General features: G+C 65.1%; 19 protein-coding genes, 1 tRNA gene and 1 pseudogene. 9 read left to right on the top strand and 12 right to left on the bottom strand.

Annotated elements, in window-relative coordinates; all coding sequences use genetic code 11:
• Nucleotides 1-771: hypothetical protein (locus WEG36_04185; GenBank protein ID MEX1256799.1), on the top strand; the 771-nt coding region annotated here is incomplete at its 5' end.
• A gap of 48 nt (nt 772-819) precedes the next feature.
• Here WEG36_04185 and WEG36_04180 read toward each other — a convergent pair.
• Both WEG36_04180 and WEG36_04175 read right to left on the bottom strand, forming a co-directional pair.
• The gene (locus WEG36_04180; protein MEX1256798.1) at nt 820-2,193 is read right to left on the bottom strand and encodes an HD-GYP domain-containing protein; all 1,374 of its coding nucleotides are present in this window, start codon (nt 2,191-2,193) and stop codon (nt 820-822) included.
• Nucleotides 2,194-2,416: 223 nt separating this feature from the next.
• The gene (locus tag WEG36_04175; protein MEX1256797.1) at nt 2,417-3,166 is read right to left on the bottom strand and encodes a hypothetical protein; all 750 of its coding nucleotides are present in this window, start codon (nt 3,164-3,166) and stop codon (nt 2,417-2,419) included.
• A 267-nt stretch (nt 3,167-3,433) separates the two neighbouring features.
• Between WEG36_04175 and WEG36_04170 the strand changes: the two genes are divergently transcribed.
• Both WEG36_04170 and WEG36_04165 read left to right on the top strand, forming a co-directional pair.
• Complete coding sequence (locus WEG36_04170) at nt 3,434-4,108, top strand: hypothetical protein (GenBank protein ID MEX1256796.1); 675 nt, start codon at nt 3,434-3,436, stop codon at nt 4,106-4,108.
• A tRNA-Asn gene (locus WEG36_04165) sits at nt 4,099-4,171 on the top strand. Before WEG36_04170 ends, WEG36_04165 begins: the two co-directional genes overlap by 10 nt.
• A gap of 73 nt (nt 4,172-4,244) precedes the next feature.
• On the opposite strand, the gene WEG36_04160 is transcribed toward WEG36_04165, so the two are convergent.
• From WEG36_04160 to WEG36_04135, 6 genes and pseudogenes are all read right to left on the bottom strand, one after another.
• Nucleotides 4,245-4,901, bottom strand: coding sequence for a nicotinamidase (locus tag WEG36_04160; GenBank protein MEX1256795.1), 657 nt, complete (start codon nt 4,899-4,901; stop codon nt 4,245-4,247).
• 21 nt (nt 4,902-4,922) lie between these two features.
• Entirely contained in the window at nt 4,923-6,281 is a 1,359-nt protein-coding gene (locus WEG36_04155) for a nicotinate phosphoribosyltransferase (protein MEX1256794.1), read from the bottom strand.
• Entirely contained in the window at nt 6,269-6,829 is a 561-nt protein-coding gene (locus WEG36_04150; GenBank protein ID MEX1256793.1) for a macro domain-containing protein, read from the bottom strand. Before WEG36_04150 ends, WEG36_04155 begins: the two co-directional genes overlap by 13 nt.
• Nucleotides 6,826-7,170: pseudogene (locus WEG36_04145) on the bottom strand (hypothetical protein). The gene WEG36_04150 and the pseudogene WEG36_04145 overlap by 4 nt, the downstream one beginning before the upstream one ends.
• Nucleotides 7,171-7,182: 12 nt before the next feature.
• Complete coding sequence (locus tag WEG36_04140) at nt 7,183-7,590, bottom strand: GTP-binding protein (protein MEX1256792.1); 408 nt, start codon at nt 7,588-7,590, stop codon at nt 7,183-7,185.
• A 91-nt stretch (nt 7,591-7,681) separates the two neighbouring features.
• On the bottom strand, nt 7,682-9,274 hold the full coding sequence (locus WEG36_04135; GenBank protein ID MEX1256791.1) for a TCP-1/cpn60 chaperonin family protein: 1,593 nt from the start codon (nt 9,272-9,274) through the stop codon (nt 7,682-7,684).
• 701 nt (nt 9,275-9,975) lie between these two features.
• Here WEG36_04135 and WEG36_04130 point away from each other — a divergent pair.
• The 4 genes from WEG36_04130 (at nt 9,976) to WEG36_04115 (ending at nt 15,291) form a co-directional block, all read left to right on the top strand.
• Nucleotides 9,976-10,320 carry a TraR/DksA family transcriptional regulator gene (locus WEG36_04130; GenBank protein ID MEX1256790.1) on the top strand — a complete coding sequence of 115 codons (345 nt, stop codon included), beginning with the start codon at nt 9,976-9,978 and terminating at the stop codon, nt 10,318-10,320.
• A gap of 123 nt (nt 10,321-10,443) precedes the next feature.
• Nucleotides 10,444-11,733 (top strand): MFS transporter, encoded by a 1,290-nt coding sequence (locus WEG36_04125; protein ID MEX1256789.1) that lies wholly within the window; start codon nt 10,444-10,446, stop codon nt 11,731-11,733.
• A gap of 364 nt (nt 11,734-12,097) precedes the next feature.
• Nucleotides 12,098-12,496: a PadR family transcriptional regulator gene (locus WEG36_04120; protein MEX1256788.1), complete on the top strand. Its 399-nt coding sequence runs from the start codon at nt 12,098-12,100 to the stop codon at nt 12,494-12,496.
• Nucleotides 12,497-12,510: 14 nt separating this feature from the next.
• Nucleotides 12,511-15,291: an ADOP family duplicated permease gene (locus WEG36_04115; protein MEX1256787.1), complete on the top strand. Its 2,781-nt coding sequence runs from the start codon at nt 12,511-12,513 to the stop codon at nt 15,289-15,291.
• Between the two features lie 348 nt (nt 15,292-15,639).
• Here the strand turns inward: WEG36_04115 and WEG36_04110 are convergent, their stop codons facing one another.
• Genes WEG36_04110 through WEG36_04100 form a run of 3 tightly spaced genes read right to left on the bottom strand, consistent with a single transcriptional unit; the run spans nt 15,640 to nt 18,132 of the window.
• Nucleotides 15,640-16,005 carry a hypothetical protein gene (locus tag WEG36_04110; GenBank protein MEX1256786.1) on the bottom strand — a complete coding sequence of 122 codons (366 nt, stop codon included), beginning with the start codon at nt 16,003-16,005 and terminating at the stop codon, nt 15,640-15,642.
• A complete protein-coding gene (locus WEG36_04105) occupies nt 16,002-16,625 on the bottom strand; it encodes an RNA polymerase sigma factor (GenBank protein MEX1256785.1) in 624 nt (207 codons plus the stop codon). The genes WEG36_04110 and WEG36_04105 overlap by 4 nt, the downstream gene beginning before the upstream one ends.
• A gap of 10 nt (nt 16,626-16,635) precedes the next feature.
• The gene (locus WEG36_04100) at nt 16,636-18,132 is read right to left on the bottom strand and encodes an alpha/beta fold hydrolase (GenBank protein ID MEX1256784.1); all 1,497 of its coding nucleotides are present in this window, start codon (nt 18,130-18,132) and stop codon (nt 16,636-16,638) included.
• 207 nt (nt 18,133-18,339) lie between these two features.
• Between WEG36_04100 and WEG36_04095 the strand changes: the two genes are divergently transcribed.
• Nucleotides 18,340-20,901: a PAS domain S-box protein gene (locus tag WEG36_04095; GenBank protein MEX1256783.1), complete on the top strand. Its 2,562-nt coding sequence runs from the start codon at nt 18,340-18,342 to the stop codon at nt 20,899-20,901.
• 33 nt (nt 20,902-20,934) lie between these two features.
• On the opposite strand, the gene WEG36_04090 is transcribed toward WEG36_04095, so the two are convergent.
• On the bottom strand, nt 20,935-21,321 hold the full coding sequence (locus tag WEG36_04090; GenBank protein ID MEX1256782.1) for a response regulator: 387 nt from the start codon (nt 21,319-21,321) through the stop codon (nt 20,935-20,937).
• A 207-nt stretch (nt 21,322-21,528) separates the two neighbouring features.
• On the opposite strand from WEG36_04090, the gene WEG36_04085 reads away from it, so the two are divergent.
• The gene (locus tag WEG36_04085) at nt 21,529-21,936 is read left to right on the top strand and encodes a thioesterase family protein (protein MEX1256781.1); all 408 of its coding nucleotides are present in this window, start codon (nt 21,529-21,531) and stop codon (nt 21,934-21,936) included.
• Nucleotides 21,937-21,950 lie beyond the last annotated feature (14 nt).

Here is a 21,950-nt window from a genome sequence, read left to right as displayed (position 1 = left end):
CTGGGAAATCCCGACCTGCTGCTCAGGGCTTACAACTGGAAGATTATTGCGTACTACGAATTGGCCTGGCTGAACCAACCTCGTGGCATCGAACTCATTCAAGAAACCCATCGGGCAGCAGCGAATGCCGAAGACCTGGAGCACAGATTCTGGTTCGCAGCCAATCTTGGCGCATGGTATATGGACACCGCCGACCTTGACGCGGCCGAACGCGAGTTCCGTGAGGCGGAGCACTTACTTCGAGAGCTTCCGGCGCCGCACATGCGGCGAGTCTTACTTACGAATCGAGGGCAGCTGGCTCTTGAATCCGGGGACACCGCCATAGCCAAGGACCACTTCTCCACGAGCTTAGCCACTGAGACGGTCTCGACCTGGAAAGCCCACAGGTGTTCCGCCCTCGCGGGTCTCGGGCTATGTCACCTCCACGACGGCCAGCTGTCCGAGGCGCGCCGCTTAGCCAGCGAACTCCCCCCACGACCCGAGCCGTGGACTTTCGATCCGTGGCTTTGGATGACGCTTGAGGCGAGGCTCGGCTTGGCTTCGGGAACGCATGTAATGACGGTTCTGGAAGACCTCCGCTCAGTCGAGACCAGCTTGGTCGGGAAGATGCTCATTCCGTGGATGCGACTGCGCATAGTCCGCTTCGAGATTGCGACGCGGCGCGGTATCAACATCCCGAGAGAGGAAATTGACGAGTTGGAATCCTTCATGGCTGATCGCCGAATTCCCCATCGTCATGCAGAGCTAAAGCGTTTGCTGACCCGTAGTTAGTGTCCCCCATTCGGGCGCAGGAACGGGGAGTCCCCCGAAGTCCCTGCGTTACACGCGCAATGGATTCGGTGAGCCCTCTCTTGGCGCTTCTTTCCTGGTCGTCCCAAGGGTAGACAACGTCACCTGAAGATCGATGGATGAGGCGTGTTCCTCGAGAATCTGCGAATCCACAACTGCTTGCACGAGCCTAGGGTCAAACTGTCGGCCGGAGAATTCATGGAGCTCTGATCGAACCTTTTGAATTGGCAACGCACCTCTGTACGGCCGCGTGGAGAGCATGGCGTCAATCGCATCAGAAATCTTGATGATGCGCCCGAACACCGGAATCTTTTCCCCAGCGAGCCCGTCGGGGTACCCCGAACCATCGTAGAGTTCGTGGTGGTGACGAACGGCTCCGATGATCCTTGAGTTGAATGATGATAGTGAAGTCAGGATTTCGACGCCCCGATCCACATGTGACTCAATGATTTTGCGCTCCTGCTCCGAAAGGTCCCCCGGCTTCTGGAGGATCTTTTCATATACGACCTCAATCTTTCCGATGTCGTGGAGTAGGGCGGCGGTTTCCAGCTCCTCGAGTCGGGCCGGGGTCAGGCCAATTTCTTCACCAATGCTCTTGGCGATCGACTGCACGCGAATGGAGTGTCCTGACGTGTACGGATCTCTCGTTTCAATCGCTTTGACCAGCACCTGTAGCAAGTCGCGGTTGGCCGCCTGGAGCCTGAATTTTGCTAGATATGAGTATCGAATGAAGATGAGAGGTAGGAGCGCAACGAAGAGGCCGATTACACCCAGCTCGAAGTAGAGGAAGGCCACAAGAATCGAAATCGGAAGGATCAAGAGGTCGTTGGCCACCGTGCCTCCAATCCGATTCATGACCATCCAAACGACCCTCCTCAGCTTCTCCTTCTGACTAAGGGTTATCGCACCCGCCACGGCGAGGTGATTCAGGAAGAGGGATGTCGTGCCTAGGGCCAGTACTGGCCAGATTTGCGGATCAAAGCTCTGTTGCGGTGATGCCGTCAACGCAAGCGGGACGCCGCCGGTGGCCGAAAAAACCAGTCCTGACACTGCAGTGGCGTTGACGTATTGGGCCGTATTGAAGAGTGCCCGGATGAGTGGGTTCCGGCGCACAAGGAACTCACCAATTGTAGCGGTCACCAAGATGAAAGCGACGGCCGGGACTGGCCCGAAGAGGATCATCGCCGCCACAAGTGGCAAGAAGACGAGAGAAGAACTCCCGCCCGAAGAACCCATCTTGTACGTGAACGCCGAGGCCTCTGAAAAAAATCCTAGAAATGTGAGCGCTGCCAGGCCTACTAGCGCATCTTGAGGAAGGTCGAGAAGGGCTGACCAATCGAGGAGTTGCAGGACGACAAGAGCGATTGCAACCGTTGCACCCACATAGATCTGGATCGGTCGCATTGGCGTATGCGGCGGCCCCCCTCAGCTCAGCTTGGAACTACCAAGTAATGAATCCGCCCGAAAACAGCGAAATCAGATAGGCTAGAAGCGCGTCCATACCGATCACCTCCCTTTGTCTCTTGGACGGGGTGTCGGCCGCTTTCCGCTATTGGCGGTCCGCATGCGCTCCGCTGTTCCGCTATGGCTCCGCTATGGGCTGGGCTGAGAGGGGCTCCTCCGATTCTTAGTGGTTCGTTCCCCGGACCCAGCGGTCCGTGGCTTCGAGTGTGGCGAAGACCACCGACTGCTCCGGGTTCGCGGCAACGGCGGCCGCGCCTGCTAGGGTCACGACGGTCCTTCCTCGCATTCCATGCACCGAGACGAGGACGAACCGTCGCTCGAACGCCTCCACTTCTTTCACGCCTTCAAGGGCGAGGACCACGGGCGCGGCGTCTGCGTCCCGGACCTGCCGTGCAGCTTCCGCCGCGGCTTCGATCGCCTTCAGAGTCGCCCCGGCGGTGGCCTCGAGCCTTCCCTTCGGGAGGTTCGGACCCGCGGCGACGCCTTCGTAAGTTTCACCTGTCCACTCGATGGAAACGGTAACCCGAATTCGATGCGCGTTTTCCGTCTCGATCCTCTGGTCCTTGAAGAGAACGCGGTCGAGTTGGCGAGCCGGTTCCTTTTCCACAACCAGAGATACGGGGGGCACGTTCCAGGCGGTCGCCTCGGGGATCGCCCGCGAAGTCTGCGCGACGGAAATCTTGCGATGGTCCATCGCGAGGTCGAAGTGGGCCAGGAGGGCCGACTCGACGTTCCGGACAGTAAGCTTGGGAGCGACGGCCTCAGTCGTCAGCACGTGGACCTCCTCGACTTCCCCGCCGGGGCGGGCCACGATGCGCGCCGAAAGCACTCCATTGAGAGTGGAGAGGAGTGACTCAGCCTCCTCGATGGTCCAGAGCCGGGAAGCTCTGACCTCCCTGGGACGCGACGACACGGGGCTTGCCCTCCGAATCTGCGGATGCGCTAAGTGCCGGCCGCCCTGCGAGGGACGCTCCGGTTCATCGTCGTGGCGATGCCGGTTTTTCCACCCCCGAGCACCGATAGGCCAAGACAGATTAGCACCTAATATGCCACGCGTCAAATGTTTATCTTACTTCACATGTTCCTATGGAATCGCCCAATAGTCTTCCGATCTTCCAGTGGGGCCAAACCGGTCCCCGATAGGCCGTACAGAAATCTCTCGAACTTGCGGAGACCCCCCGTGGACCCCGAGCGGCTATTGGACGAAAGAAGCCGGCCGGACGTGAGGACGGCTTACGGTGAATTGGCGCGAGGTGCGGACTTTCTGGACGCCGCCGTCTCGCGGGTGCGCCTCGGGGGAATGACGCTCGGGGAGCAGGAGCTCGGCCGGATCCGGCGGATCCGGCTTCTCATGGCGGAGACGAACGCTCTTACGCTCTCCTCCGAGGCGGACTCGCTTGCCACCGACCCCGACCGATGCGGGCGTCTCCGCTTGCTCGTCGGCCTTCTGGAGGAAAGCCGTCTCCTGGTCAGGATCTCGCCCCTCGCCGGTTGGAGCCCCGACTTCTCAGTCTTTTCCCGAGAGCGGGTGGAGGCCCAAACCGAAACACGGGACGAGGGCGATCTCGAGTCCGCCACCTTGCTTGTGGGCCCACACTGGTTCGAGCGACCCTATCCGCATCCCGGTCCAGCCTTTGTGGTCATCTTGGGGGGAGAGCCGGCCCTTCGGGCCAGGCGGCGGTTCGAGGAAGTCTGGGCCCGGGGCCACGATCTGCGGTCACCGCTTCTCTCCCTCATCGAGGAGGCGTTGCAGCGGGGGGCGCCCTCTGGGGCAGCCTCCGAGTTGACACCTTTCGGCGCCGCCGGGTATTCCTTACATGTCCCGGGCCCTGGACCCGGACATGATCCCGTGTAGCTCAGTTGGTAGAGCAGCTGACTGTTAATCAGCGGGTCGCAGGTTCGAGTCCTGCCGCGGGAGTTGAGTGATGAGGCCGTGGAGGCACGGCCACACGGGAGCCGACGGAGAGAGGTCACCTCCCCGCTCCCGCCACTTACTTTAGGATATCTCGGGCTTCCGTGACGTGGACCCCGGCCCGCTCAAGCTCGCCGCGAAGCGTGTCGTCGCCGCCGGGGTTCACGCTCCGCGTGAGGTCCCAGAGGAAGTAGACCTCGAATCCCGCGTGGACCCCATCCTCCGCCGTCCACTTCACGCACACGTCGCGCGCGAGGCCACAGAGAACGATGGCCTGCACTCCCCGTTCCCGGAGACAGCCGGCCAGCCCCGTCGACGGCCGTTCGCCGTGCGAATTCCAGTTGTTCCGGAATCCACTGTAGGAATCGGTGTCGCGGTCGGTTCCCTTCCTCAAAATCAGTGAAACCCGCTCCCACGGGAGGCCGCGGATGAGCTCGGCGCCCGGTGTTCCCTGCACGCAGTGATCCGGCCACAACGTTTGCGCGTGTCCGTGCAGCTCGATCGAGTCCATGGGTACCTTGTTCGGGTAACCGCTGGCGAAGGACGCGTGCCCGGGGGCGTGCCAGTCCTGAGTCGCGACCTGAAGGGAAAAGACGTCGGACCCCATCAGCCGCGCGATCGGATCGAGTATCTGGTCTCCGTCCGCGACGGGGAGCGCGCCCCCAGGGAGGAAGTCAGGCTGAATGTCCACCAGAACGAGCGCGGCGTGCCTTGGATCCACGGCGGCGCTTCGCATGTCATTCTCCACGGGCGTCTCCTATCCGGCGACTTCGCCCTGCACCTCGGCGATCACGCCCTCGCGCAGCTTCTGGAGGTCCGCGCTGACGTCGACTGGGAAGGGACGCGACGCCGGTGCGAGCGCACGGATCTCGGCCGGAAGCATCGCGATCTCGTCTTTGGCCCGCGCGCGGGCGTCCTCGAGGGTCCTCCGGCCCGCGGGGAGTCGCCGGCCACCCTCCATCACTTTCTCGAGAAGCGGTCGTCCGGGCTCCGCAACTCCCGTCGGCGCGAGAACGTCCCGCCTTGCGACGCCTCTTCGCTCGACCCGGAAGACCTGCTTCCGCCCCGGAAACGTTCGCTTCCCCGGTGAAAGCTTCATTCGCCCCCGACCGGCATACTCCGTGAGCTTGTAAGCGATGTCCAGCGCCGGCGCGTCCGCGGAGACGCCCATGCTCGTTCCCACGCCGAAGCCGTCGATCGGAGCGCCCTCCTGGAGCAGCCGCTCGATCTCGTATTCGTCGAGTCCTCCGCTTGCGAAGATCCGGACGTCGGACAGCCCTGCCTCGTCGAGGATCTTCCGGGCCCAGAGCGAGAGTCTCCGCAGGTCGCCGGAGTCGAGCCGGATTCCTTGAACGCGAAAATCCGGGCCCAGCTCCTCCGCAAGGCGCACGACGTGGCGCACTCCCTGGATCGAGTCGTACGTATCCACGAGAAGGTACGTGTCCGGATACAGGGCGGCGAACGCGCGAAACGCAGTCAACTCGTCATCGTGGGCCTGCACGTAGCTATGCGCCATCGTGCCCACGACCGGGATCCCGTAGATGCGCCCGGCGAGCACGTTACTGGTCCCGCTCACACCCGCCACGTGAAACGCCCGGGCGGCTTTCAACCCCGCGTCAACGCCATGCATCCGCCGAAGCCCGAAGTCCACGATGTCGCGCCCGCCTGCAGCCGTCACGACTCGGGATGCCTTGGAGGCCAGAACCGTCTGAAGATGTACTTGATTCATGAGGAGCGTCTCAACGAGCTGCCCCTCGGGGAGCCACGCCTCCACTTCGAGAATCGGCTCGTCGGCGAACACAGGAGTGCCTTCCGGTACCGCATACACGTCCCCGGTGAATCGGCACTCTTCGAGCCAACGCAGGAAGTCGCCATCATATCGCCCGGATGCGGCGAGATGGCTGAGCGCGTCCTCATCGAAGCGAAAGGACTCCAGATAGCCGAGGGCGTCGTCCAGCCCGCAGGCCAGGAGATAGTTGCGACCCTCCGGCAGCCTTCGCACGAAGAGGCTGAAGACGGCCCGGCCGAACATACCTTCCTTCCAGTACGCCTGGACCATGGCGAGCTCGTACTGGTCCGTGAGCAGTGGCAGATCGGCACGCGTCACCAGCTCCATCGGGCGTGCTCCATCCGACGAATGAGACATTTCAGGGCCTTCTCGTGTGCGGCGAGCGCGAGCGCCGAGTAGAGAACGAAAAAGACTTCTCGAATGGACTCGAGCCGTCCGGCCGCGTCCGCCACGGCCTGGAGCGCCACCTCGGCCGCCTCGTCCATGGGATAACCGAAGGCTCCCGTCGAGATGGCCGGAAAGGCGATCGAGCGTGCCTGAACACCTTCCGCGAGCGCAAGCGCGTTCTCGTAGCAGCGGGCGAGCAGCTCCTCAGGGGGTTCGTCCCTCCCGTACACCGGGCCGAGCGCGTGGACGACCCACCGGTTGGGAAGTCGGAAGGCCTCAGTGATGACCGCCTCGCCCGGGGCGATGGGAGCTAGGCTTCGGCATCGTGCCTCGAGGGCGGGACCCGCCGCCTGGTGAAGAGCTCCCGCGACGCCGCCGCCCATCCGGAGCTCGGCGTTGGCCGCGTTGACCACCACGTCCGTGCCGGGCTGGCGGGCGATGTCGCCATGCGTGAGATAGATCCGCACCTCGCCGAGGACGGCCCTCATCCTCCCGTCCTCGCGGTGGGTTGAATATCGTGAAACTGGATTTCCTTCGCGTCGCGCTCCGCCCGCTCCAAAGCCCACTCGTTCGCGAAGAGGAACATTGCCTCGCCGTCGGCGTCTTCGACGAACCTCGGTCCGTAGGGCGACGCGAGCCGACCGATCTCCTCCCGGGAGCCGGTCACCCAGCGAGCGGCCCGGAACGGGAGCGGCTCGAGCTCCGCGGCCACACGGTACTCGCGCGCGAGTCGGTCCAGGAGCACGTCGAACTGCAGCCGCCCCACGGCTCCGACGATCGGGACCGGACCGGACAGAGAGTCCGAGAAGAGGAGCAGGATCGTGCCCTCTTCCGCGAGGTGTCAAAGTCCACGGGCCAGATGCTTCCGCCGCAGCGGGTCTCCCAGGCGCACCGACGCGAAGTATTCCGGCGAAAAGCGGGGAACTCCCGGGTACTCGAGCCTGGCCACGGTCGAGATCGTGTCACCTACCTGAAGCGCCCCGCGGTCAAGCCGGTCGAAGACGCCGATGAGCCGGTCGCCTCTTCGGAGGGGCCAGACCGCCGGGAAGCACTCGATCCCGAGGTCGCGCTCCACGTCGTCGCGGAGGCCGAAGGGATCGGTGCCGGGGCGGTCGCACTTGTTGACGAAGGTGAAGATCGGAAGGCGTCTCTTCCGGCATACGCCAAAGAGTTTTCGGGCCTGTTCCTCCACGCCCTTCCGGTTGTCGAGAGGCATGACCGCGCTGTGGGCTGCCGCGAGGCGCGGCAGGTGTCCTCGAAAAAGTCCTGGTGCCCCGGCGTGTAGAGGAGGAGCTTCTCAGTGAGGGTCGCCGAAGGTGCGCGTTCGGACAGGACCTCGGTCATGACTCCAATCCTTCCCCGAGACGCGCGTCCGCACCACGGCCCACCACGGTCTCGGTCAGGAGCAGAAGCTCGGCGGTCGCCACCGCGGCGCGCAGCGACCAGCGAACCACGTTGGCGGCATCGAGCACCCCGGCGCCGCGAAGGTCCCGGACCTGTTGCGTGGACACGTCGAAGCCGTGGGCGGGAGGGCCCGCCGCCTGCACCTCTTCGAGGACGCCCCGCCCATCGAATCCTGCATTCTCGGCCAGTCGTCGTATCACCGCCCCTGCGGCCGCGGCGACGCACCTGGTGGCGCGAAGCACCCCGCCCTGACCCTCCGGAGACCCAGCCTCGCTCGCGGCATGGAAGAGCGCGGCTCCACCCCCCGGTAGGACCCCCGCCTCCGACGCCCCTCGGACCGCGCGGAGCGCTCGGACGGCCAGATCCCGACGTCTCGAGTACTCGCTCTCCGGGGCATCGGCGAGCCGCACCGTGACGGAGGTCGGCGCGAGTCGAAAGAGTCTCCCCAGAAGCGCATCGGGATCGGCATGATCCTCCAGTTCGCGCTGTAGGGCGGCCCGATTCGCTTCGATCTGGGTCCCGCTCGCCGCATTGGGTTCGATCACCAAACCGCGCTTGGTGAGGTGAGCGCGGCGCGCGGCCCCAGCTCGGATCCAGGGATTCGCGGGCGCGCCTCCTCCTCCGCGTTCCCCCCGAAACAGCAGGGGTCGGCCACTCGTGACCGTCGCGAGATCCTCCAGGAGGTCGGCGGCGCCTTCCCCTCTCGAGGTCGTGAGCGGAATGAGAGGCCTCTCCCGGAAAGCCTGGCTCCGGTCGATCCCGGAAAGCCTCTGTTCCGGCGCGATCAGCAGAATCGGCTGCACATCCGTGCCCACGGATCGCACGAGTTGGCGGGCGCCGGCAGGGTCGAGGTCGCCGGACGCCACCACGACCATGGGCGACTCCACGGTCCAGTTCCCTGAGCTGAGACCGCTCACTGAGCCGCCGTGCGGCGCTATGCCGCCAAAGAGGTGGCCGACGCGCCCCTCCAGGTAGTCGTTCGGGGTGTCCGCACGTGCGACCTGAACTCCGTCGCAAGAGCCGGCACGTCGTACCGCGGTCGCGACCGCCTCCCCCAGTCTCCGATCGCCGGCACAGGCGGAGGTCGCCAGATCTGTGATACCGTGGGCGCCGTCGAGCGGCTCGGCCCCGCGCGCGAGGCGCCGGTCCACTTCATCCGCCGCGAATCGGAGGGAGTCGCGAACCTCGATTGGGTCGGCGCCACTGGTGATCCACCGGACCACCTCGTGGAACAACTCCGCCAGAAGGACCAGGGTGGTCGCTGTTCCGTCGCCCGTCCTTCGCTCCACTTGTCGCGCCGTTTCGAGAGCGAAGCGAAATCCGAGCCTCTCCAGTGGGCCTTCCGGCGCGGCCGGCGCCGCGACCTCGAGCCCCGTCCCCCGGGCCATGCTGCCGCCCCAAGGCCGACGGAGTCCCACTCCGCCCCGAGGCCCGAGCGTGACACCGGCGACCAGAGCGGCCCGGCTTACGCCGTTCCGAAGGCCGATCCGCGTCTCGTGCGCGTCGCTGGTGGCGCGAGACGCGATCACGGTCGCACCTTCGGATTTCGCGGCTGGAGCGTCCCTGCGCGCCGCATCGCCGGAGTCCTCCGCACGAAGGGATCGAATTCTTGCTCGTTGTGCCTCATCCTCATGTCCTTTCCTGTCCTCTTGGAACGACCTTGCCGGTGCGAATGGCCACGTCTCTGCGGGAGGTGCAACGCCTTCGGCACCGATGCGCCGCGCTTGGAGCCGACCGCGGAGCGGGCGCGCCCCGAACGGCTCCCGACCGCAAAGCAAGACGTCGCTGCCGATCGCAGGCGTGCGGGAACGGCGGGCCACCCATGGGGGCGACCCGCGGATTCAGAACGGTGCTGTCAGGGTGGAGTCTGGAAACCGCGGCGGGTGGCCCGGACCGACTGGGAAGCGGCTGGAAGGGGATTGCACATGTCACGCTCCCGCTGCACGAGTGGCCTCGGCGGCCGCAAGCGGCGGATCGTCGCAGCGGCGGCAGCGTTTCATGGATCGCGGCGTGCCGCCGGGCCCCCTGGTCCACGGAGGCCGCTCGCACACATCGAAGCCAATGAAAAAGGTAACACGCTTTGGATCCCTCGGTCCACGATCCCCGGTGCGTGCGCCAAGTCACATCCGTTACTCTAGTACTCTTTCGTCGGGCGGCCCGCCCGCGATCCTGATGCTCGACCGCATGCTCGACAGCGCTTCTCGGTGAGTGTCGCACCGGAGTCACTCGAATGCCCCTCACGGACGATCAGAGCAAGGCCCTTCGCGAGGAGTTGGCCGCCGAGGCTGCCCGCCTCGAGCGCAGTCTCTCGATCGGCGCGGAAGCGACGCGCCCCGTGGAGTTGGACCAGCAGGCGGTGGGGAGGCTCTCGCGGATGGATTCACTTCAGAGTCAGCACCTTAGCCAGGGGCTTCAGGAGCGTCAGGAGGCGCGCCTCGGCGCCATCCGGTCGGCCCTGAAGCGTATGGACGCCGGAACATACGGCATCTGCGCGCACTGCGGCGCCGACATCGACCCGGGTCGCCTATTCGTCGTTCTGGAGGCCGAGGAGTGCGGGGGCTGCACCACGCCTTGAACCGGTTCCGGCAGGGAGCCGATTCATCGAACCGGTCGGGGCCCCATCCTCTCTCACGCGCCTCACTTTTCAGGGGCCCGGATGTTTGAGCGACGGAGCACTCTGAGGAGTCGGCTTCCCACCTTGGCCGTCGGCCTCTCGCTCACGTTCTTCTCCAGTTTTGGACAGACCTTCTTCGTCTCCCTCTTCGTTCCCTACCTGTTGACGGCGCATTCCCTGGGCAATGCCGAGTTCGGCCTGCTCTACGCCGTCGCCACCTTGTCGAGCGCCCTCGTGCTTCCGTGGGCGGGTGCGTGGATGGACCGGACCAGCCTCGCTCGATTCTCGATGGTCATCGCGGCCGTCATGGCCGGCTCGGGGCTTCTTCTCGCCGGCGGGAATCATCTTCTTGCCCTCTTCGTCGGCCTGTTCGGGCTTCGCCTGGCGGGCCCCGGGCTGGCGGCCCTGACCGCCCTGACGGAGATGGCCCGGCGGCACGCATCGGGGAGTCGCGGAAGGGCTCTCGGAATCTCCAGTCTCGGGTTCTCGATCGGAGAGGCGGTCCTGCCGCTCCTGGGTACCGCGGCCATCGCGTTTGCCGGGTGGCGAGGCACGTGGGTGGGTGTCTCCGCACTTTCTGTGTTCCTCTTCGCGCCCCTGTTCCTGGCCCTGATCTCCCGAGCGAATGCCGGCGAACCCGAGCTGGAGGAGCGCCCCGATCGCGGTGTGGCGGTTCCTTCAGGACGCGCGGAGCCGAGACCCGTGCCCTCCGGCGCGGCCGTGTGGGACCCAGACCTGGTATCCCTCTCCGAGCAGGGTAACGAAGCGGTGGCCGACGACCGCGACTGGACGCGCCGCGAGATGCTCCGCGATCCCCGGTTCTGGTTCGCGCTTCCGGCCGCGCTGCTCCCTCCCTTCTGGGCTACCGGGATCTTCCTTTACCAGACCGGGATCGGCGCGTCCAGGGGATGGAGCGCCGCGGTCATGGCCTCCGCGTTCACAGCGTTCGCCGTCACTCGTGTGGTGTTTTCGCTCGCGGGCGGCGAGACGCTGGACCGATTCGGCGCGAGAACGGTCTTTTCGTTGAGTCTGCTCCCGCTAGGCATCGCCATGGGACTGCTCATGGCGTTGGATTTCGTATGGGTGTCGTACGCCTTCATGGCCTGCATCGGGGTGACGACGGGCGTGAGCGGTAACGCTCGGGTCGCCCTCTGGGCCGAGATGTATGGCCTTCGGCACCTCGGGTCCATCAAATCCCTCATGGCAGCCCTCGTTGCCGTGAGCACAGCCGGGAGTCCCGTCCTGGTGGGCGCCGTCATAGATTCCGGGGCGGGCCTCGATGCTCTGCTCTGGGGAGGCGTGCTGTCCGTCGCCGTGGCGTCGGCGCTCACGCTGGGAATTCATGTAACGGAACGAGCGGAGGGTCACCCCTGAGGGCCGGCTGAAGCGATTGCCGCCCGGTTGACAGCCACTCCGAACAGCCCCGATTTCATCCGAACAGCTGACCCGGCGAAGCCCCGAAAGCACTTACGGAATCAACGTCCGCCCACCTCAACCGACCGCCCCCAAAGAGCCCTCCGTGAACTGTTAATCAGCGGGTCGCAGGTTCGAACCCTTCCGGGCCAACCGGTTGGCAGTGTCCAGACGTAATTCCGGAGGCTCACGCGAGCGAAGCGAAGCGTAGTCCTGCCGCGGGAGTTGAGTGATTGCAGGGGTTATGCGCCCTCCTGGCTTCGGCCGGGAGGGCGTTTTTTTTGAGGCCCTCTTCAATCCTCCGGGACCAGAAGTCACACATACCTTGACGTTCGACAATTCCCGCGCCATCCTATTGTCGAACGTCGAGGTCTCACTCCTCAACGAGGAAGGCATGGGCGACCGCACCGATCTCCTCCAGGGAACGCTCGATCTCCTCATCCTGAAGACGCTCGCCGCTGGTCCACTACATGGTTGGGGAATCGGAAAGCGCATCGAACAAATGTCGGAGGACGTTCTCTCCATTGGTCAGGGATCCCTCTATCCGGCGCTTTACCGGCTGGAGGAGCGAGGATGGATCTCGAGCGAGTGGAGCGTGAGTCCGGGGGGAAGGAAGGTGAAAGTCTATCAGGTCACGTCCGACGGTCGCCGGCAATTCCGAGCAGAGCAAGCGACCTGGCGACGCCTCACCTCCGCCGTCGAACTGGTGCTGCAAGCTCCTTGAACCGGGGTCAATCCATGCTGAAGCGTCGAGTGCGAGAGGTGCTGCGCCGATTCCGGTCGACGTTGCGAAAGGGGGAAATGTCGCGGGAGATGGACGAGGAGATGCGGGCTCATCTCGAATTCGAGGCTGAGTATCTAGCGCGCGGGCAAGGGCTTTCGTTCGATGAGGCCCGACGCCGCGCCAGGATCGCTTTTGGCGGTGTCGAGCGCTTTCGCGAAGAGGGAATTTCGGCGCGGGGGCTTCCTCGATTGGAGACGTGGGTGCGCGAGGCGCGACTCGCCGTTCGGGGGCTGGTTCGGCGGCCCGCATACTCACTCGCGGCCATCGGGACGCTGGGCCTCGGCATTGGCGGTGCGACGGCAGTCTTCGCTGTGCTGAACGGCGTTGTCCTCGCGCCCCTCCCCTTCGCGGAACCCGATCGACTCGTGGCAGTCAAGCACGTCGCTCCCGGACTCGGGCTCTTGGAGACCGGGCTCTCGAGCGCTCTCGTCCGCCATTACAGCTCGAATGCGCGGACCCTGGACGGAATGGCGACCTTCGTCGAGGGCGTCGGAAGCCTCTTCGATGACTTCGGCCCAGGGGAGCGGGTACGGGTCTCGCGCGCGTCCCACAATCTGTTTGGGGTCCTGGGCGTGACTCCCGAACTCGGTCGCCTCTGGGTCGAGGAAGACACGGCGCCCTTCGGCGCGACCCCCGGAGTCTTCGACAGCTCCTGGACCGTTCCCATCCTCGTCAGCCACGAGCTCTGGCTGAACCGGTATGGCAGGGATCCCGGCATCCTCGGACGAGTGATCCGGGTCAATGGATCGCCTAGGGAGATCATCGGAGTGCTCCCGGCGGCCGTCGACTTTCCCAGAGCCGATACAAGGATCTGGATTCTGGATGCGCCCGGGGCAGGGTTCGTTTACTTCGGGTTGAGTTTCGAGCTGAACGCGGTGGCTCGCCTCCAGGACGGTGTCGATCCGTCGGTCGCGGAGGCCGAGCTCTCGGCTCTCTTTCCGCGTTTGTCGGAATCGGTCCCGGCTGCCGCCATGGCGCAGATGGAGGAGATCGGACTCGCATCGAGGGTCGAGTCTCTCAGGGAAGAGATGATCGCGGGCGCCGAGGCCCCCATCTGGATCGTATTTGGGAGCGTGGCGCTGCTCCTGCTCGTGTCTGCCGCCAACGTCTCCAACCTGGTCCTCCTCAGGTCCGAAGAACGGGGGCGGGAGTTCGCCGTCCGTGTCGCCCTGGGATCGGGTCATTTGCCCATCGTTCGTCTCTTCCTCACCGAGAGTCTGCTGCTTGCGGTGGTGGGAGGAGGTCTGGGAATTCTCCTGGCCCAATGGGGAATCGGCGGCCTGGGATCGTCCGTACCGATCGAGCTGCCTCGCCTTCCGGAGATCCGGATGAGCGGCGAAGTCATCCTTTTTGCTGTTTCGGTGTCCTTGGCCATCGCTGCGGCCATCGCCGCCTTGTCGGCCGCACGACAGCTGGGTCCTCATGCCCCCCGGTCCTTGGGCACTTCGAGACCCGGATCGACGCACGGGGCAGTGGACCGCCGCACCCGGAACGGTCTCGTGGTGGTGCAGATCGGGCTTACCCTTGTGCTTCTCGTCGGCTCAGGGCTCATGGCCAAGAGCTTCGCGAGGTTAGGCGGTGTGGAGATCGGAATCGAGCCGGATGGTATCCTGACCGCGGAGATGGGAATTCAGCGCGGGCGCTACCTGGACTACGAACAGGCATACGAGACGGTCATGGCTCGAGTGTCGTCGATTCCTGGAGTCACGGCGGTCGCGGCCGTCACGAGCGTTCCGCTTGCCGGCGGCAGCGGGTACGAGCGTGCCCCCGTCCGAGAGATTGAGGCGGAAGCCGGTCAGGACATCGTTCCCCCGGAGGTGACCTTTCAATTCTTCACCCCGGGGTACTTCGAAGTCGCGGGAATTGAAGTTCTGGAGGGCAGCGGCGTTGAGTCGGACGCGTCCGATGCCCTCCCGAACCCCGCCGAGTTTCCGCAGCCAGTGCTCATCAGTCGCGCACTCGCCGCACGCCTTTTTTCCGGGGAGCGCGCGATCGGACGCAGGTTGAACCGCCTCACGCCAGAGGGCCGAATCGCGGACATGCTCGACAGCGACACACGGCAGATCCGCGACATCCCGCCATACACGGTGGCCGGCGTGGTCGAAGACGTTCAGGACGCCTCCCCGCGCGAGCGCGCGGAGGAGATCGTCTACATTCCGATCATCCAGCCGAGGGTAGACCCGTCGTGGTTCCCTGTAGACGCTACGCTCGTGATCCGCACGGCCCTCCCACCTTCGGCCCTGATCGAGTCCGTGCGCAATGCCGTTGGTACGGCTGATCCCGACGTGAGTGTAGGCAAGGTGCGCCCGATGACTGACGTGGTACGCTTCGCGACCTCCCGCGATCGGCTTCTTGCTCTCCTCCTCACGATCGGCGGAGGCATCTCGCTTCTTGTTGGCACGATTGGCGTGTATGGAGTCGTCGCGCACGGAATGCGGCAGAGGACTCAGGAACTCGGCGTTCGTGTCGCGTTGGGCGCTGACCCGTCGCGAATCCTGGCCATGGTGCTCCGCGGGACCGCCCAGCTCCTCTTCGCCGGCCTCGTGCTCGGGACGGTCTCGGCAGCCGCCCTCACCGGGCTCCTGCGATCCGTGCTCTTTGGTGTCGAGCCGACCGACCCCGTGATGTTCCTGGGTGCCGCAGCGGTCGTAACGACCGCCGCTCTCGTCGGAGGTTTCCTCCCTGCACTGCGCGCCGCACGAATCGATGCGATGTCGGCGTTGCGGACGGACTGAAGTGTGCCCCGGACCGGACGGGGCTCTCGCCCTGGGGAGCATACGGAAGCCAAAGGGCGATTGCCTCCCGGTTCACAGCCGCCCCAAACACCCTCGATCTCCACCGAATTGGGGAGCCGGCGAAACGTCGGAAACCCTTATGCGACCGACCTAAGCCCACCTGAACCGACCGCCTCCCAACGGCCCCCCGTGACCTCTAATCAGCGGGTCGCAGGTTCGAACCCTTCCGGGCCAACCGGTTGGCAGTGTCCCGACGTAATCCCGGAGGCTCACGCGAGCGAAGCGAAGTGTAGTCGTGCCGCCGGGAGTTGAGTGATTGCAAGGGGCCTGACGAGCCTCAGCCCCGCCTCACCGCGGCCCCCCGCGGGAAAGTAGGATCTCTTCGAGCACAGCGAGTCGCCGCTCGATCACGGCGAGCGTGGGCGCCCGCGATCGAAAGAGCCACGCCAGCGTCATCAGGACGGCTAGAAAGAGGGCCAGCCCGCCCGTCAACGTCACCACGACCAGCAGCGCCCGAGCGACCTCCACGGAGCTCCCCCCCACGTTCCTCGTGAAATACATGACGAGCCCGAAGAGGGGGACGGCCGCGAAGGCGGCAGCCCAAGCTACGAGCGACGCCTTCCGGATTCGCTCCTCCGTCTTTCTCTCGTCTGCTACGATCTCTCCGAGAAGTCGTCGAGTCTCCTCGGATACGGCGCCCGTTTCTTCATTCATTGATGTCCCTCCGGGTTCGCCTCGGAACTACGAGGATGCATAAGTAATTTTCGCAATTCGGCTTTGCCGTAATGGATTCGCGATCGAATGGTCCCGATGCTGCAACCGGCGATTTCGGATATTCCCTCGTATCCCATGCCCTGGAAGTACCGAAGGACGATCGCCTCGCGGTGGGCCGGGGAAAGGTCCTTGATCGCAGCGTGCACAGCTTCCGGGTCGAGTTCCCCTAACCACGTTTCGTTTTCGTCGGCTTCGGTGGACGTGTTCTCGCTTCCATGCGCCTCGTCCACCAACCGCTCCCCCTCGCGCCTCTTCCTTCGGAGTCCGGAAAGCGCCCGATTTCGGGCGATTCGATAAAGCCACGCCCGGAACGCCCTCGGATCCTCGAGCTTTGCGATCTTGCGAACGACGGTGACCCAGATGTCCTGGAGCGCATCCTCGGCGTCGTCCCGCGAGCCTACGATGGACTCGAGGTAATGCAGAACTCGCCCCTGGTGCGCACCGACGAGATTCGTCAACGCCCCGACGTCGCCCAGTTGCGCTCTGAGCACCCAGAGGTGCTGACGCACGTCGCTGTTCGACTCCCCACTCCCGCGATCCGCGTCCGAAGAACTTTCCACGATTTCGCCGTCATCCCTCCGGGGCCGTGAACTGGACCTCCAGCTGAACCTCGCCGGGAAAGCGGACCTCTTCTCCGCGAAGAAACGCTGCCAGCAAGCTCTTCATCGGCTGCCACCGTCCGAAGACGTTATAGAGGGCGCCATGGGTCCCGGTCACGACTTCCACCAGTTGGGAGTTGGAGAGGGTCGCGGCCACCTCCCGCGCATTTTCGATCGGCGTCGAGTAGTCCCAGGTTCCGTGAACGATCACCGTCGGAATGGCCGACTCCAGCGGAGAGCGAAAATCGTCGCCGAGATCGGGTGCATCCCACACCGGGCAGATTTCCTCATACTCCCAGTTCACCCCTCCTAGGAGATCCACGCCAGCCTCCTCGGCGAGCCTCTCCCGTCGGGCGGAGCTGATGCCCGACGCGCAGTCCATCGTGTAGTGGACAGGATCGTCGGGTTGGATGCCTTCCTCGCGGATCTCCCTCGCGACCGTCGCTGGAAACGAATAGTCCCCCTCGGAGAGCGCCAGGATCATCTCGGGCCAGGCGTTCGGCCGATTCCTTTGTCCCGCCTCGTATCCGGCCAGGAACCGGATCAGGTCGCCGCCCACTGTCTCGAAGGATCCGTCGGGCGCGCCGGGGACGGGGACCCGGACGGGTTCCAAGTCCAGGCGCTCGATCACCCCCCTCAACGCGGCGATGAGGCCGGCGGCGGGGATGCGGGATCCCATCTCCGCCGAGGCCTCGGCCGCGGCGGCGTGGCGCTCCAGGACCGCGAGGCGGCCGGCCGGGCTGTCCCACGTGTGATCGAGTCCTTCCACGCCATGGAGAACCACCCGATCCACGGTTTCGGGGAAGAGGCGCATGACGGTCAGCGCGAGGTGGGTGCCGTAGCTCCCTCCGATCAACGTCACCCTCTCGTAGCCGAGGGCGGACCTCAGGGCATCCATATCCGCGGCGTTCTCAATCGTGTTGTAGGCGCCGAGATCCACACCCTCCGCCACGAGGTCCGCGCGGCACCGTGCCGAGGTCTCCCGGAAGGCCGCGGCGATCGCGGCAAGGTTCACGGGCTCGTGAGACGGGATGAACGACGTTTCGTCGCAGGCCAGCTCGGGAAGCGCGTGCCCCCCACCCCGCTGGTCGAAAATCACGACGTCCGCGATCCCGCGGTAAAACAGGATGTGCTCGACGGTGCCCTCCTCTTGTAGCCCGTCGATCATGGATCCGCCTGGGCCACCGTGGAGGAGAAAAATCGGGGATGCGGGAGTGTCGGAGGTCGAGCGAAGCCGATAGAAGGGAATGGAAATGACCCGCCGAGTCGCCTTCGTGCGACTTTCGGGCACGATCAGGACTCCGGCATCCGCAGCCAGCGCGACGCCTCCAAACGCTTCGACTACGGCGGACTCCATGGTCATCCGGGCCGCCCCTTGTCGCCGCCCCGGCGCGGAGTCCGTCACCTGCGCCCCCAGCGGCTCGATCAAGGCCGCCGCCAGTGCGATCAACAGAATCGAGGTTCTCACGCGCCCTCCCTCTCATGAATTTGCGAATGGTGGTTTCCCTGCGCCCTTCGAGGCCGCCTTGCACGAACAAGGACGCTCGACCTCCGGCGGAGTTCATTTGTCGGGCGACCGGTTCGGCTCCACCGCGTTGCCCCGCCCCGCTACGCGGGCCATCTTGCACCCTTCCCGAGCCGCCACCGTTCGGACCACTGCCTGAAACCGCTCGTCATGCCCCGACCGTCCGAATCCTCCTCTCGCGAGCCCGGGGAACCCGGGTTCCGGGAGATCTTCGAGGCCCACCCTCAGGCGATGTGGGTGCATGACCCCGTGTCGGGGCGCATCCTCGCCGTGAATCGGGCCGCGGAGGAGTTCCTGGGACGCCCCTGGGGCGACCTCCTCACGACTACCCTTCCTGAGATCGAAGCCGCCGAGCGGGATCGGATGCACTCCCGCGAGATCGCGACTCGGGAGATCACCTTTGGCGGGTCCCGTGCGCGCCTGTCCGTCGCGCAGGATGCGAGCGGCGGGTTCGCCGGCGAGCCGGATCTCCCTTCGCTCCGGGCCTGGTTCCGCCGGACGATGGACGGAATCGGGGACGGCGTCTTCATGCTCGACAAGTCCTGGCGCTTCGATTACCTGAACGCCGAGGCGGAGCGGATTCTGGGCCTCTCGAAACACGACCTCGAGGGAAAGGTCGTTTGGGAGGTCTTTCCCGACCTCGTCGGAACGCCCGCCGAGGACGCCTGCCGGAGGACGATGGACCAGGGGGAAACCGCCGCGTTCGAGGCCCTCCACCCTTCGGGCGAGGGTTGGCTAAGCGTCCGACTTTCCCGGACGACCGGGGGGATCGCCGTCTTTTTCCGTGACATCACCGAACGACACCTGGTCGAAGCCAAGATTCGAGAGAGCGAGGAGCGATTCCGGAACATCGCCCGCGTGACCGCCGATGCCCTCTGGGATTGGGACCTTCAAGCCGGCGTTTATTGGTGGGGAGTCGGTATCCACGCGACCCCCGACCTCGAGATCGCCAATCTGCGCCCCGATCTCGAATCGTGGTCCGAGAGGATCCACCCCGAGGACCGCGACCGGGTGTTGCGCGGGATCCAGGAAGTGATAGACGGCGGGGGTAGCGACTGGGAGGCCGAGTATGGGTTCCAGCTCGGGAACGGAACCTATGCGCGATTCCTGGACCGTGGATTTGTCGTGCGGGACGAGGAAGGTAATCCGGTCCGAATGGTGGGCGGCGCGCGTGACATCACAGAGCGTCGGGGGGCCCAGGAACGGATCCGATTCCAGGCGAGTCTCCTCGAGGCGGTCGGCCAGGCGGTGATCGCCACGGACGAAGGGGGGCGGATCCTCTATTGGAATGCCGCCGCCGAAGAGCTTTATGGATGGGCCAACGAGGAGGTGATCGGTCGCTCCATCCGCGAGATCAAGCCCTTCGGGGAAAACGCCCCGGACGCCGCGCGAATCCTCGAGATTCTCAAGAGCCGCGAGTCCTGGAGCGGCGAATTCGAGGTCCGACGGAAGGATGGCTCGCTCTTCCACGCCTCAATCACCGACTCCCCGATCTTCGACGAGGAGGGACGGTTCAGGGGGGTGATCGGGATCTCTTCCGACACCACGGAGCGGAGGGAGCTCGACCGGCGGATCCGTGGGGCGCAGAAGATGGAGGCGGTGGGGCGACTCGCGGGCGGAATCGCGCACGACTTCAACAACGTGCTGACCGTGATTTTGGGCCGCGCCCGTCTCCTCTTGGACGACCTCCCGGTGGATTCCCCGCTCCGGGAGGACATCGGTCAGATCATCTCGGCCTCCCAGCGCGCGGCAAGCCTGACCAGCCGGCTCCTCGCCTTCAGCCGCAGCCAGGTCCTGCAGGAGCGGATCGTGGACCTCTCGGCAACGGCCACCGACATGGAGGGACTCCTCCGACCCCTCATCCCGACCCGAGTCGCGCTCCGTTTCGTGACCCCGGAGGCTGGGACCTTCGTGCGCGTGGATCCGATTCAGCTCCAGCAGGTCCTCCTCAACCTTTCGATCAACGCGCGCGACGCGATCCCCGGGAAGGGATCCCTCACTTTTCGCGTGGAGACGCGGGAGTTCACGCGGCAAGACGCGGCGGCCATGCCATGGGAAATGGCGCCCGGGCGTTACGCCGTCCTGAGTGTCGAAGACACGGGCACGGGGATCCCTCCCGAGATTCTGGATCGGATCTTCGAACCCTTTTTTACGACGAAGCCGGAGGGACAGGGGACGGGGCTGGGTCTTTCGATGGTTTACGGAATGATGAAACAGAGCCGGGGATTCGTGGCTGTCGAGAGCGAAGTCGGGAAAGGCTCGACCTTCCGCCTCATCTTTCCGTCGGTTGCCGGAGCGGCGGACGAGAGCGAAGGCCGCGGTTCGAGACTCCGGAGCGGTGCGGCGGAGCGCGCCCGCATTCTGGTCGTCGAAGATGATCCCGGCGTCGGCGGCATCGTGACGCTCGTCCTCGAGCGGGCCGGGCACGTCGTCTTGCGCGCGGGAAACGGTCGGGAGGCCCTGGAGCTCGTGGAGGCCGATCCCTCCGCGGTTGACCTCATCATCAGTGACGTCGTCATGCCGGAGATGAGCGGCTCCGAGCTCGTACGGGTGCTCAAGGAACGGGGCCACCCGCACCCCGTCATCCTCATCTCGGGCTTTTCGGAAGAGGAGCTGTCGCGGGAAGCGCGCTACGATGCGGCGGCCTTCCTTCGAAAGCCGTTTTCCCCGGAGGAGCTGTCGGGGATCCTCAACGAAGTCCTGGGAAAGTGAGGGACCGCGTCGCTTCGGAGGGCGGGCGGCGCGTCAGCGGGCCAGGATTTCCTTCACCCGTCCCCCAAGTTCCTGGGGCGTGAAGGGCTTTTGGAGGAAATGGGTGTCCGCATCGAGGAGCCCCTTCCCCATCAACTCCCGGTCCGCATACCCGGACATGTAGAACACGCGGATCCCGGGCGAAAGCTCAGAGACTCGGGCCGCGACGTCCACCCCGTTCATCCCCGGCATCATCACGTCGGTGAGGAGGAGGTCTATCTTTCCCGCGTGCTCGCTTGCGATACGGAGCGCTTCTTCGCCACCGGACGCAGCCAGGATCGTGTAGCCGAAGCGCGTCAGGGCCCGCCGGATGACGGCGCGCACCGCGTCGTCGTCCTCCACGATCAAAACGGTCCCACTACTTTCCGGACTGTCGCTCACTGAAGCTCGATTCGAGTTAAGAGCGCGATTGAAGTAACCGGGGACTAGCGCGCCCTGCGGTTGGCGCCCCCGGTCGCATGGGACGAACCAACTATAGGCGCACGGCGGTCTCTGTCCAGACGGACAGAATCCACCCAAAAAAAGTTCCGGCCGTCCCTTCAGACTGCTACACTCAAATCTCCTCAACTTCTCCTCGGAGACGAACTGATGCGGACGTTCGACGACACCCTCCGCGTGCGCAGCTACGAACTCGACGCCCTTGGTCACGTGAACCACGCCGTGTACCTGAGTTACCTCGAGCAGGCGCGGTACGATGCCATGGAGGCCGGAGGATTTCCGCACACGGAAGTGCTGGGGCGCGGGTGGGGAATTTACGTCGTCCGCGTCGAAGTGGACTACAAGAAACAATGTTTCCAGGGCGACGTTCTGCGAATCCGGACCTGGGTGGATGAGTTTCGAAAGGTTTCCATGGTGATCCGCCATGAAATCCGGAGGGAGGCCGAGGGCGAGGGGGCCGAGCCCGCACTCACCGCGCGCGTCGTCCTCGTCTGGATCGGCGAGAACGGGCGCCCCATGCGGGTACCGGAGGGCGCTCGGGCTTCGCTGGGTGGGTGATGGAGAGCTCGCCC

The organism is Gemmatimonadota bacterium (assembly GCA_040882465.1).
In the GTDB taxonomy this organism is placed as follows: Bacteria; Gemmatimonadota; Gemmatimonadetes; order Longimicrobiales; family Gaopeijiaceae; genus JBBEBG01.
The sequence above is the reverse complement of the archived record's forward strand: the minus strand, read 5'-3'. Positions and strand labels throughout refer to the sequence as shown.